The following is a 12,265-nucleotide window of genomic DNA, read 5'->3' as shown; positions in this document are numbered from 1 at the left end:
CTTATTTTACCGTTTTGCCCTTTAATAATTTTCTCACCCATAACCGGTTCGGATTCATCGCTGCCAGCGTTTCGCCGTCCAGCGGGATAGGCTCATCGCTCATCTGCGATGCCAGAATTTCCGCCGCCAGCGGGGCGCTGCATAAACCGCGCGAACCGAGTGCGCCTAACATGAACAGCCCCTCATAAACGGGCGCGCTGACGGTATTTCCTGCCTCAGTGGCATGCTGCGTGTATGCCACCAGCGTTGCCTCATAATCCGCAACATTGCCCACCATGGGCAGATGATCACGCGTGGCGCAACGCACGCCGCAACGGGCTTCACCCGCGCAGATATCCACCTCTTTAGCCCACTCAGATTGTGGCAAGCAGTCCAGCAAGCGCTGGCGATTCTGTTGTTGATCCGCTTCGCTATACGCTGCCTGCGCCTGCCCGCGATGGTAACTGGCGCCGATACAGTGATGATGATTAAGTGGATTTTGCGGTGTCAGATAACCGTCGTAACAGAGTACCTGACGCAATTCAGCCAGCGCGGGTGTGGTCGGGATATGACTGACCTGCCCGGCAACCGGGTAGACAGGCAGGTGTTCCGTCTGTGCAAACTGGTTGATGCGGTGCCCGTTAGCCAGTACCACTACCGCATGTTGCTGTGCTTCGCCGTGGTGAAAATGCAATTGCCAGCCATTATCCGCAGGCGTGAGCTGCTGTACGTCATGTCCGTAGTGCACCTGCAAACCCTGTTCACAGGCCAGCGCGATGGCTGCCGCCGTCAGCTGTGCCGGACAGAGCCAGCCGCCCGCCGGATAAGTGATGCCGCCACAGCCGGTATTAACGCCGGTCAGGGTCTGAACGGTTAGCGCATCCACTCCGTGGGCCAGCGCACCCGGTAATTCCAGCGTCAGCATCTGCGCAATCTTCTGCTGACTTTTTCCATCCCAACCCAGTTGCGTCACACCGCACCATTGGTGATCAAACGCCAGTGGTAACGCGTCGTAAAGCCGGCGGGCAAAGGTAAAAGCAGCAGGGAAGAAGTGTGCCAGCGCCGGGTCATGCGCACTGAGGAGCGGATAAAGCGCCCCCTGGCGGTTGCCGGATGCCCCTTCTGCCGGAGCACTGTCGGCGCAGTAGAGCGTCACCTGCCAGCCACGGCGCAACAACGCCAGAGAGAGCAGGGCGCTGGCTACACCGCCGCCAATCAGTGCCACTTCGCGCGCACGGGCAGCGCTTCGGGCAAACCATGGCGCGCGGGGCGTGGGGGCGAGCGTTTGTTCCATCACTCCGGTCAACATTTCGCGTTTACGGCCAAATCCCTTGCACTTGTGCATGGTAAACCCGGCATCTTGCAATCCGCGGCGCACAAAACCCGCAGAGGTAAAGGTCGCCAGCGTGCCGCCAGGTCTGGCGAGGCGCGCCATGGCCTGAAACAGCGCCGGAGTCCACATATCCGGATTTTTCGCCGGCGCGAAACCGTCGAGGAACCAGGCATCCACGCGCTGGTTTAACGAATCGTCCAGCTTCTCCGTCAGCGTGTTGATATCGCCGAACCAGAGATCCAGCGTAACGCGCCCTTCATCAAGTAATACACGGTGGCAGCCCGCAAATGGCAACGGCCACTGCGCTTGCAACTGCTCTGCCCAAGGGGCAAGCTCCGGCCAGTGGGCATGGGCTTTACACAGATCGTCTGCGGTCAGCGGAAATTTTTCAAAACTGATGAAATGTAATCTTTCCAGGGTAGCGTCGGGATGTGCTACGCGAAAGGCCGCGAATGCCTGCCACAAGGTCAGGAAATTCAGCCCGGTGCCAAACCCGCTCTCCGCCACGATAAACAGCGGACGGGAATGCGCCGGAAAACGCTGTTCAAGCTGATTACCGCCGAGAAAGACATAACGCGTCTCTTCCAGCCCGTTATCATTAGAGAAGTAGACATCGTCGAAATCTCGGGAAACAGGTGTACCCTCAGCGTTGAATTCGAGGTTGGCGGATTGTATAGCGGTTTGTTTCACGTAAGTTACTCGTCCATCAGGCAGTGGCACGATCTTAACGGTCGTCAAGGAAAGGCGCAAATTTCCTCACAAATTGTCTGATCGGACTTGTTCGGCGTACAAGTGTACGCTATCTTGCGACACGAAACTTAATTAGTGCGACTTAGGGGTATTGAATGAAACGTGCAGTGATTACTGGCCTGGGCATCGTTTCCAGCATTGGTAACAACCAGCAGGAAGTCCTGGCATCTCTGCGTGAAGGGCGCTCAGGGATCACATTCTCTCAGGAATTCAAAGATTCCGGCATGCGCAGCCACGTATGGGGCAACATTAAACTGGACACGACCGGTTTGATTGACCGTAAAGTGGTTCGTTTCATGAACGATGCCTCTATCTATTCCTATCTCTCCATGCAGCAGGCGATTGAAGATGCTGGCCTGAAAGAAGAGGTTTATCAGAACAATCCGCGCGTGGGCCTGATTGCCGGTTCTGGCGGTTCTTCTAAATCTCAGGTCTTTGGCGCTGACGCAATGCGTAGCCCGCGTGGTCTGAAAGCGGTCGGTCCGTATGTGGTGACCAAAGCGATGGCGTCTGCGGTATCCGCTTGTCTCGCAACGCCGTTTAAAATTCACGGTGTGAACTACTCCATCAGTTCTGCATGTGCTACTTCTGCGCACTGCATTGGTAATGCGGTAGAGCAGATTCAACTGGGCAAACAGGACATCGTTTTTGCTGGCGGTGGTGAAGAGCTGTGCTGGGAAATGGCCTGTGAGTTCGACGCGATGGGCGCACTCTCCACCAAATACAACGAGACGCCGGACAAAGCTTCCCGTACTTATGACGCACACCGCGATGGTTTCGTTATCGCAGGCGGCGGCGGTATGGTTGTGGTTGAAGAACTGGAGCACGCACTGGCGCGCGGCGCGCATATCTATGCGGAGATCGTCGGTTACGGCGCAACGTCCGATGGTGCTGACATGGTGGCTCCGTCAGGCGAAGGCGCAGTACGCTGCATGAAGATGGCAATGCACGGTGTGGATACGCCGATTGATTACCTGAACTCCCACGGTACCTCGACGCCGGTTGGCGACGTGAAAGAACTGGGTGCTATCCGCGAAGTGTTCGGTGATAACAGCCCGGCAATCTCCGCGACCAAAGCGATGACCGGTCACTCTCTGGGCGCTGCCGGTGTACAGGAAGCCATCTACTCGCTGCTGATGCTGGAACACGGCTTTATCGCGCCGAGCATCAACGTAGAAGAGCTGGATGAGCAAGCGGCGGGCCTGAACATTGTGACCAAACCGACTGATGCCGCACTGACGACGGTAATGTCCAACAGCTTCGGTTTCGGCGGCACAAACGCCACGCTCGTTATGCGCAAACTGAAGTAACCATAAGCAAACAGATAAAGGGAGCCTGAGGCTCCCTTTTTTTATGCGTTGACAACCTGTCACTGTGGCAGGCAAACTCCACACCGCAACATTATCAATACGATAATGCGTAAGCGTTTAACGTTATCCAACGCACCTTAATCCTGGCACTCAGGTAGAGGGGGCGTGGGCACTTCCCAATCCCGCCTTACTCTGCGTTATGGAGTAATGCATGTCTGTAGAAACACAATCTGTTCGTTCCTCTTCAGCGAATGTCTCGCTGTTTCGCATCGCTTTTGCGGTTTTTCTGACGTATATGACCGTCGGGCTGCCGTTACCGGTGATCCCATTGTTTGTGCACAATGAACTGGGTTATGGCAACACCCTGGTTGGCATCGCCGTGGGCATTCAGTTTCTTGCCACGGTGCTAACGCGCGGTTATGCCGGTCGCCTGGCGGACCAGTTTGGCGCTAAGCGTTCAGCATTGCAGGGGATGTTTGCCTGTGGGCTGGCGGGAGTGGCCTGGTTGCTGGCCGCGCTATTGCCGGTGGAGCCGATGGTGAAATTCGCGTTGCTGGTTATCGGGCGTCTGATCCTGGGGTTCGGCGAAAGCCAGTTGCTGACCGGCACGTTGACGTGGGGCATGGGGCTGGTGGGGCCTGCACGTTCCGGCAAAGTGATGTCGTGGAATGGCATGGCGATTTACGGCGCACTGGCCGCCGGGGCGCCGCTGGGGCTGATGATCCACAGCCATTTTGGTTTTGCTGTTCTGGCGGCAACCACCATGCTGTTACCGCTTGTCGCGTGGGCGTTTAACGGCAGCGTGCGCAGCGTGCCTGCGCATACAGGGGGCCGTCCGTCGTTATGGAGCGTCGTAGGGCTTATCTGGCAGCCGGGCCTCGGGCTCGCCTTGCAGGGCGTGGGTTTTGCGGTGATTGGTACGTTTGTCTCGCTCTATTTCGCCAGCCAGGGCTGGCCAATGGCCGGTTTTACCCTGACGGCTTTTGGCGGCGCATTTGTGCTGATGCGCATCCTGTTCGGCTGGATGCCGGACCGTTTCGGCGGGGTGCGCGTCGCCATTGTCTCGTTGGTGATTGAAACCCTTGGCCTGGTGCTGCTGTGGCAAGCGCACGGCGCGTGGATGGCGCTGTTGGGCGCAGCATTAACCGGTTGCGGTTGTTCGTTGATCTTCCCGGCGCTGGGCGTCGAAGTGGTGAAACGCGTACCGCCACAGGTACGGGGGACGGCGCTTGGTGGGTATGCTGCCTTTCAGGATATCTCGTATGCCTTGACCGGCCCGTTAACCGGTCTGATTGCGACGTCTTTGGGGTATTCCTCTGTGTTCCTGGCCGGCGCGATCTCTGCAGTTACGGGTATTGTGGTGACGTTAATCGCTTTTCGTTCACATAAATAATCGCGTACCGACAGCGCGGATGACTCTCTTTGCAACCGGTTTCACAAAACGAGACAGCGGTGATGTTATGTCACCGCTGGCTTGTTTATTCTTTCAGCATCATTAGCGAAAGGAGAGTGATATGCCCGGGTTTAAAGCGGATTTTTTATGGGGTGGTGCGGTAGCGGCACATCAGCTTGAAGGCGGCTGGCAAGAGGGCGGCAAAGGTGTCAGCGTTGCCGATGTTATGACCGCCGGTGCGCACGGCGTACCGCGTGAAATTACTGATGGCGTGCTGCCTGGTAAAAACTACCCCAACCATGATGCCATCGACTTTTACCATCGCTATAAAGACGATATTAAGCTGTTCGCCGAGATGGGATTTAAATGCTTTCGCACCTCGATTGCCTGGACGCGTATTTTCCCGAAAGGGGACGAACAGGAGCCAAATGAAGCGGGGCTGCAATTTTACGATGATCTCTTTGATGAGTGCCTGAAATACAACATCGAACCGGTCATCACCCTTTCTCACTTCGAAATGCCTTATCACCTTGTCACCGAATATGGTGGCTGGCGTAACCGTAAGATGATCGATTTCTTTGTGCGCTTCGCCAGCACCGTTTTCACCCGCTATCGCGGCAAGGTGAAATACTGGATGACGTTCAACGAAATCAATAATCAGGCCAACTACCACGAAGATTTTGCGCCATTTACCAACTCCGGGGTGAAATACCAACCCGGTGAAGATCGTGAAGTCATCATGTATCAGGCCGCGCATTACGAGCTGGTCGCCAGTGCGCTGGCGGTAGAAGCCGGGCATAAAATCAATCCGGATTTTAAAATTGGCTGCATGATCGCCATGTGTCCGATTTACCCGTTAACCTGCGATCCCAACGATATGATGATGTCGGTGGTGGCCATGCACCGCCGTTACTGGTTTACCGATGTGCATGTGCGTGGCTATTACCCGCAGCATCTGCTCAATTATTTCGCCCGCCGGGCATTTAAACTCGATATTACCGACGATGACCTGCAGATCCTGACACGCGGTTGCGTCGACTATATCGGCTTTAGTTATTACATGTCCTTCGTCACCAAAGCGATGGAAGACAATCCACAGCTGGACTATGACGAAACCAAAAGCCTGGTGAAAAACCCCTATGTCAAAGCGTCGGACTGGGGCTGGCAAATTGATCCGGTTGGCTTACGTTATTCGCTCAATTATTTCTACGACCTTTACCAGCTCCCGCTGTTTATTGTGGAAAACGGGTTCGGTGCCATTGATCAACCGGAAAGTGACGGTATCGTCAATGACCAGTACCGTATTGACTATATGCGCAACCATATCAGTGAAATGAAAAAAGCGGTGGTTGAGGATGGCGTCGATTTAATGGGGTATACGCCGTGGGGCTGTATCGATCTGGTCTCGGCAGGTACCGGCGAGATGAAAAAACGGTACGGTATGATCTACGTCGATAAAGACAATGACGGTAACGGGACGCTGGCGCGCAGCCGCAAAAAATCGTTCTGGTGGTATCAGGATGTGATCAAACAAAACGGCGAGAATATTTAAGTTAAGCCGGATAAGACTACAGGCCCGACAGGCGTGAACGCCGTCGGGCCTTTTTTAGCTCACCAGCCAGAACAGGAACGCAACGACCAGCAGCGCGATAAAGAACAAACCCGGTCGGGTGGAAATCGATTTAACCGTCTCAATAATTGGTGCGACAAACGGGCTGTAGATCGGCTGAATATTGCGGATCTCCAGCGCTTCCGGCGAACGCTCGGTGCGGCGTAAAAACACCTGATTGAGAATATCCTGCACCTGTGCCGTGGTCAGTACCGTTTGCGGTGTCGCTTGCCAGTTTTGCTGCGCATATTCCGTCATCGTGCGCATCTCGATGGGATCCAGCGGCTGTTTCAACGCAGTTTGCACCGTGTGCAGCGTCGGCGCGGGATGGGTGCTCAGTGTCTGGCGCGCCTGTAGCCACGTCATCAGCGGGGCGAAGTGCTTTGCCGGGATCAGCTCACCTGTTTTCACCCCGGACAGTTCCAGCATCGACTGCCAGATAAGCTTGCCGGATTCGCCTGTCGCTGCCGCCAGTTTCGTCACCGCCTGGTTAAGGGAATTGTGCTCCGCAGGCAGTAACGGGCGCTCGGTGGCCGGGCGCTGCTGCGGTTGCGGAATAACAATCTGGTTGTTTTGCAGCATCGTCAGTACGGTTTTCAGTTGTTGCGGCGTCAACTGGCTCAGCGCCGTCTGCCCGAACTGCTGGCGAATAAAATCACTCACTGCCTGGCGGTTATTCCCCTGGCCCAGGAGTTCGGTCAACTGTGAGATTATCTGCCGGGTGGTATGGTTTTGCGTGGCGGTTTCCACCCGCTGATTCAGATTCTGCTCTGCAGCCGGAAAGTGGCGGGAAAGCAGCGGCGCATCGTTCTTCAGCCCTAAATCGTGTTTCACGCCAGCCCAGACTTCTGCGCTCTGTTGCTGCGTCAACGCGATCAGGCGAATAACCAGGCGTTCCAGCACCGTGCGTTGCACACTGGATAAAGGTAGTTCACCGGGAACACTGCCGGTTTGTAGCGGCTCCTGCCCGGGAGGGCGCCCGGGGGCACCCTGAATGGGTTGCATCATGAAAATCCTCTTACTCTCGCATGGCGTTGTCGGCATTGCGGGTATGCCTGGCCGCCAGATTATGGCACACTTGCGCGCTCAACTCCCGTTCTCAAACAGGTACTCTAGTGAAAATCCTTGTTGATGAAAATATGCCTTACGCCCGCGATCTCTTCAGTCGTTTGGGTGAGGTTAAAGCTGTTCCGGGTCGCCCGATCCCGGTGGCGGAACTGGCGGATGCCGATGCCTTAATGGTGCGATCGGTAACGAAAGTCAATGCTGCGTTATTGCAGGGAACGGGGATCAAATTTGTCGGTACGGCAACCGCAGGTACCGATCATGTGGATGATGCCTGGCTGGAACAGGCGGGGATCGCTTTTTCCGCCGCGCCCGGCTGTAATGCAATTGCAGTGGTGGAATATGTGTTCTCTTCACTGTTGATGCTGGCGGAACGTGACGGTTTTGCGCTTACCGATCGTACGGTGGGTATTGTCGGCGTGGGTAACGTTGGCGGGCGCTTGCAGGCGCGGCTGGAAGCCTTAGGGATCCGCACATTGCTGTGCGATCCGCCGCGCGCCGATCACGGTGATGCGGGCGATTTCCGTAGCCTTGACGAGTTAGTGCGTGAGGCGGATGTCCTGACTTTCCATACGCCACTGTTTAAAGATGGCCCGTATAAAACGCTGCACCTGGCGGATGAGGCGCTGATTGCCCGCCTCAAGCCTGGCACTATTCTGATTAATGCCTGTCGCGGACCGGTGGTGGATAATGCCGCGCTGTTGCAGCGACTACAGGCCGGGCAGGCGTTGAGTGTGGTGCTTGACGTATGGGAGCCAGAGCCGGATCTGAACGTGGCGCTGCTGGATCGCGTGGACATCGGTACGGCGCATATCGCCGGTTATACGCTTGAAGGCAAAGCGCGTGGTACAACGCAGGTCTTTGAGGCATATAGTGAATTTATTGGTAAACGCCAACAGGTGGCGCTGGATACGCTGCTGCCGGCCCCGGAATTTGGCCGCATTACGCTGCATGGTGGGCTTGATCAGTCAACGCTGAAAAGGCTGGTTCATTTGGTGTATGATGTGCGCCGCGACGATGCATTGCTGCGAAAAGTAGCGGGCACACCGGGTGAGTTCGATAAACTGCGTAAACATTATCTTGAGCGTCGCGAATGGTCATCATTGTATGTTCAGTGCGATGACGCTGACGCTGCTGCGTTGTTGCTCAAACTGGGCTTCAACGCCGTTCATACCCCGGTTCGTTAATGTCTTCTTAATGCTCCTTGCCGACACTCCGGCAAGGACGCTTTTTTCTGGAGTAATTCACCATGTCTGAAGGCTGGAATATTGCCGTTCTCGGCGCGACGGGCGCTGTCGGAGAAGCCTTGCTCGAAACGCTGGCGGAGCGCCAGTTCCCGGTAGGCGAACTGTATGCGCTGGCAACACGCGAAAGCGTCGGCGAAACCCTGCGTTTTGCAGGTAAAACCGTGCGTGTGGAAGACGCGGCTGAGTTTGACTGGACGCAAGCGCAACTGGCGTTCTTCGTGGCTGGCGCACAGGCGTCTGCAACCTGTATTGAGGACGCGACGAATGCGGGGTGTCTGGTTATCGACTCCAGCGGCTTATTCGCGCTGGAGCCGGATGTGCCGCTGGTGATGCCGGATATCAACCCGTTTGTGCTGGCGGATTACCGCAATCGTAACATTATTGCCGTCCCGGACAGCCTGACCAGTCAGTTGCTGGCGGCGCTGAAACCGCTGATTGACGAAGGTGGGCTGTCACGTATTGCGGTGACCAGTATGCTGTCCGTTTCACGTAATGGCAAAAAGGCCGTTGATGCGCTGGCAGGGCAGAGCGCCAAGTTGTTGAACGGTATCCCGATTGATGAAGATGACTACTTTGGTCGCCAGTTGGCGTTCAATATGTTGCCGTTGTTGGCTGACCGCGAAGGCAGCGTGCGCGAAGAGCGCGTGATTATCGATCAGACACGTAAAATTTTGCAGGACGATGGGTTAATGATCTCTGCCAGTTGCGTGCAGTCGCCGGTGTTCTACGGTCATGCGCAGATGGTGAACTTTGAAGCCATGCGTCCGTTGGCGGCAGAAGAAGCGCGCGATGCGTTCGGTCGTTTTGAAGATATTGCATTGTCGGAAGAGAACGATTTCCCGACGCAGGTGGGCGATGCGTCCGGCCAGGCACACCTCTCCGTGGGCTGCGTGCGTAATGATTACGGCATGCCGGAGCAGATCCAGTTCTGGTCCGTGGCGGATAATGTTCGCTTCGGCGGCGCGCTGATGGCGGTGAAAATCGCTGAAAAACTGGTGCAGGAGTATCTGTACTGATGCAGGACGAGCTGAAAGCGCCGATCTACAAAATCGCTCTTGGCATTGAGTACGACGGCAGCAAATATTACGGCTGGCAGCGTCAGCAGGAAGTGCGTAGCGTGCAGGAGAAGCTGGAAAAAGCGCTCTCGCAAGTTGCGAATGAACCGATCACCGTGTTTTGTGCCGGGCGTACGGACGCAGGGGTGCACGCAACCGGTCAGGTGGTGCATTTTGAAACCACCGCGCTGCGCAAAGCGGCAGCCTGGACGCTGGGTGTAAATGCGAATTTACCTGGTGACATCGCGGTACGTTGGATGAAAGATGTCCCCGATGATTTTCATGCCCGTTTCAGCGCAACGGCTCGCCGTTACCGTTACGTCATTTATAATCATCGCTTGCGTCCTGCGGTATTAGGCATGGGCGTAACACATTACTACCACCCGCTGGACGCAGAGCGGATGCATCGCGCCGCACAGTGTCTTATCGGTGAAAATGACTTTACCTCGTTTCGCGCGGTGCAGTGCCAGTCGCGCACACCGTGGCGCAATCTGATGCACATTAATGTCAGTCGTCACGGCCCTTATGTGGTGGTCGATATCAAAGCCAATGCCTTTGTACATCATATGGTCAGGAATATTGTCGGCAGCCTGATGGAAGTAGGTGCCAACAACCAGCCGGAGAGCTGGATAGCAGAGTTGCTGGCGGTAAAGGACAGAACGCTGGCAGCAGCAACGGCGAAAGCGGAAGGACTGTATCTGGTGTCGGTGGATTACCCACAGCGTTTTGACCTTCCCTCTGCGCCAATGGGCCCGCTGTTCCTGGCGGACTAGTCGCAATTGAAAAAGGCATAAGTACATATGGACTTAATACGCTTTCTGATTGATTTCATCCTGCACATTGACGTTCATCTGGCGGAACTGGTGGCGCAATATGGCGTGTGGGTGTACGCGATCCTGTTCGTGATCCTGTTTTGCGAAACCGGGCTGGTGGTCACGCCGTTTCTGCCGGGGGATTCCCTGCTGTTCGTCGCCGGTGCGCTGGCATCGCTGGAAACCAATGATCTGAATGTTCACACCATGGTGTTACTCATGCTGATTGCGGCGATTGCCGGTGATGCGGTGAACTACACCATCGGGCGGCTATTCGGTGAGCGATTATTCAGCAACCCGAATTCGAAGGTGTTCCGTCGCAGCTATCTTGATAAAACCCATCAGTTTTATGAGAAACACGGCGGCAAAACGATTATTCTGGCGCGTTTTGTGCCGATAGTGCGTACTTTCGCGCCTTTTGTCGCCGGTATGGGGCATATGTCTTATCGCCATTTCGCCGCCTATAACGTTGTAGGCGCGCTGTTGTGGGTACTCCTGTTTACCTACGCCGGGTATTTCTTTGGCACCATTCCGGCAATCCAGGAGAATCTTAAGCTGCTGATTGTGGGAATCATCGTGGTGTCTATACTTCCCGGTGTGTTTGAGATTATTCGCCACCGCCGCGCCGCGGCGCGACAGGCAAAATAAGAAGTCAACGGCGGTTCGACCACTTTTTTATCCCAAGTTGCGAACCGTTATGTTTTAATGTGCACCATTTATGGGCTACCAGGTTCATGTATAAAGGTTATCAATGAGCTGGATTGAAAGAATTAAGAGCAACATTACCCCCACCCGTAAGGCAAGCATCCCTGAAGGTGTGTGGACAAAATGCGATAGCTGCGGCCAGGTGCTGTACCGTGCCGAGCTGGAGCGTAACCTTGAGGTCTGCCCGAAATGTGACCACCACATGCGTATGACAGCGCGTAATCGCCTGCATAGCCTGCTGGATGAAGGTTCACTGGTGGAACTGGGTAGCGAACTTGAGCCGAAAGACGTGCTGAAGTTCCGTGATTCCAAAAAATACAAAGACCGTCTGGCGACAGCCCAGAAAGAGACCGGCGAGAAAGATGCGCTGGTGGTCATGAAAGGCACGCTGCATGGCATGCCGGTTGTTGCGGCGGCGTTTGAGTTTGCTTTTATGGGCGGTTCGATGGGCTCTGTCGTTGGCGCGCGTTTCGTGCGTGCAGTTGAGCAGGCGCTGGAAGATAACTGCCCGCTGATCTGCTTCTCCGCTTCCGGCGGTGCACGTATGCAGGAAGCGTTAATGTCGCTGATGCAGATGGCGAAAACCTCCGCCGCACTGGCAAAAATGCAGGAGCGCGGTCTGCCGTATATTTCGGTACTGACCGATCCGACCATGGGTGGCGTTTCCGCGAGCTTCGCGATGCTGGGCGATCTGAACATCGCTGAGCCGAAAGCGCTGATCGGGTTTGCCGGTCCGCGCGTCATTGAACAGACCGTGCGTGAAAAACTGCCGCCGGGATTCCAGCGCAGTGAGTTCCTGATCGAAAAAGGCGCTATCGATATGATTATCCGCCGCCCGGAACTGCGCCTGAAACTGGCGCGCATTCTGGCGAAGCTGATGAATCTGCCCTCGCCGGATCCGGACGATACGCATGTTGGCACGGTGATCCCATCGGCGCCAGTTCAGGAAGGCGACGCCTGATAATACCGAAGGGCAGGGCCACCAGGCACTGCCCTTTTGTTTTTCA

Annotated in this window: 10 protein-coding genes; 8 read left to right on the top strand and 2 right to left on the bottom strand. The window is 55.6% G+C overall.

What is annotated here, in order from left to right:
- Position 1: 1 nt before the first annotated feature.
- Positions 2-2,002, bottom strand: coding sequence for a bifunctional tRNA (5-methylaminomethyl-2-thiouridine)(34)-methyltransferase MnmC2/FAD-dependent 5-carboxymethylaminomethyl-2-thiouridine(34) oxidoreductase MnmC1 (gene mnmC, locus GA0061071_RS02015; RefSeq protein WP_170933844.1), 2,001 nt, complete (start codon positions 2,000-2,002; stop codon positions 2-4).
- A gap of 155 nt (positions 2,003-2,157) precedes the next feature.
- On the opposite strand from mnmC, the gene fabB reads away from it, so the two are divergent.
- The 3 genes from fabB (at position 2,158) to GA0061071_RS02000 (ending at position 6,317) form a co-directional block, all read left to right on the top strand.
- Positions 2,158-3,372, top strand: a complete 1,215-nt coding sequence (gene fabB / locus GA0061071_RS02010) for a beta-ketoacyl-ACP synthase I (RefSeq protein WP_061493879.1) — start codon at positions 2,158-2,160, stop codon at positions 3,370-3,372.
- Between the two features lie 211 nt (positions 3,373-3,583).
- Positions 3,584-4,765, top strand: a complete 1,182-nt coding sequence (locus tag GA0061071_RS02005; protein ID WP_088238138.1) for an MFS transporter — start codon at positions 3,584-3,586, stop codon at positions 4,763-4,765.
- A gap of 121 nt (positions 4,766-4,886) precedes the next feature.
- On the top strand, positions 4,887-6,317 hold the full coding sequence (locus tag GA0061071_RS02000; RefSeq protein ID WP_061493881.1) for a 6-phospho-beta-glucosidase: 1,431 nt from the start codon (positions 4,887-4,889) through the stop codon (positions 6,315-6,317).
- Positions 6,318-6,371: 54 nt separating this feature from the next.
- On the opposite strand, the gene flk is transcribed toward GA0061071_RS02000, so the two are convergent.
- Complete coding sequence (gene flk / locus GA0061071_RS01995) at positions 6,372-7,379, bottom strand: flagella biosynthesis regulator Flk (protein ID WP_088238137.1); 1,008 nt, start codon at positions 7,377-7,379, stop codon at positions 6,372-6,374.
- A gap of 110 nt (positions 7,380-7,489) precedes the next feature.
- Between flk and pdxB the strand changes: the two genes are divergently transcribed.
- From pdxB to accD, 5 genes are all read left to right on the top strand, one after another.
- Positions 7,490-8,626, top strand: a complete 1,137-nt coding sequence (pdxB, locus tag GA0061071_RS01990) for a 4-phosphoerythronate dehydrogenase PdxB (protein ID WP_088238136.1) — start codon at positions 7,490-7,492, stop codon at positions 8,624-8,626.
- 62 nt (positions 8,627-8,688) lie between these two features.
- On the top strand, positions 8,689-9,702 hold the full coding sequence (locus tag GA0061071_RS01985; RefSeq protein WP_061493884.1) for an aspartate-semialdehyde dehydrogenase: 1,014 nt from the start codon (positions 8,689-8,691) through the stop codon (positions 9,700-9,702).
- Complete coding sequence (truA, locus tag GA0061071_RS01980; protein ID WP_061493885.1) at positions 9,702-10,514, top strand: tRNA pseudouridine(38-40) synthase TruA; 813 nt, start codon at positions 9,702-9,704, stop codon at positions 10,512-10,514. Before GA0061071_RS01985 ends, truA begins: the two co-directional genes overlap by 1 nt.
- A gap of 27 nt (positions 10,515-10,541) precedes the next feature.
- On the top strand, positions 10,542-11,201 hold the full coding sequence (locus tag GA0061071_RS01975; RefSeq protein ID WP_061493886.1) for a DedA family protein: 660 nt from the start codon (positions 10,542-10,544) through the stop codon (positions 11,199-11,201).
- Positions 11,202-11,304: 103 nt separating this feature from the next.
- Complete coding sequence (accD, locus tag GA0061071_RS01970) at positions 11,305-12,219, top strand: acetyl-CoA carboxylase, carboxyltransferase subunit beta (protein ID WP_061493887.1); 915 nt, start codon at positions 11,305-11,307, stop codon at positions 12,217-12,219.
- Positions 12,220-12,265: the final 46 nt, after the last annotated feature.

The organism is Kosakonia oryzendophytica, assembly GCF_900094925.1.
GTDB lineage: Bacteria > Pseudomonadota > Gammaproteobacteria > Enterobacterales > Enterobacteriaceae > Kosakonia > Kosakonia oryzendophytica.
Note: the sequence above shows the minus strand (reverse complement) of the source record. Positions and strands in the feature narration are given on the sequence as shown.

Excerpts from the sequence above, each read along its gene's own strand:
- fabB (WP_061493879.1), top strand. The coding sequence starts at position 2,158 with ATGAAACGTGCAGTGATTACTGGCCTGGGCATCGTTTCCAGCATTGGT.
- GA0061071_RS02005 (WP_088238138.1), top strand. The coding sequence starts at position 3,584 with ATGTCTGTAGAAACACAATCTGTTCGTTCCTCTTCAGCGAATGTCTCG.
- GA0061071_RS02000 (WP_061493881.1), top strand. The coding sequence starts at position 4,887 with ATGCCCGGGTTTAAAGCGGATTTTTTATGGGGTGGTGCGGTAGCGGCA.
- flk (WP_088238137.1), bottom strand. The coding sequence starts at position 7,379 with ATGCAACCCATTCAGGGTGCCCCCGGGCGCCCTCCCGGGCAGGAGCCG.
- GA0061071_RS01985 (WP_061493884.1), top strand. The coding sequence starts at position 8,689 with ATGTCTGAAGGCTGGAATATTGCCGTTCTCGGCGCGACGGGCGCTGTC.
- truA (WP_061493885.1), top strand. The coding sequence starts at position 9,702 with ATGCAGGACGAGCTGAAAGCGCCGATCTACAAAATCGCTCTTGGCATT.
- GA0061071_RS01975 (WP_061493886.1), top strand. The coding sequence starts at position 10,542 with ATGGACTTAATACGCTTTCTGATTGATTTCATCCTGCACATTGACGTT.
- accD (WP_061493887.1), top strand. The coding sequence starts at position 11,305 with ATGAGCTGGATTGAAAGAATTAAGAGCAACATTACCCCCACCCGTAAG.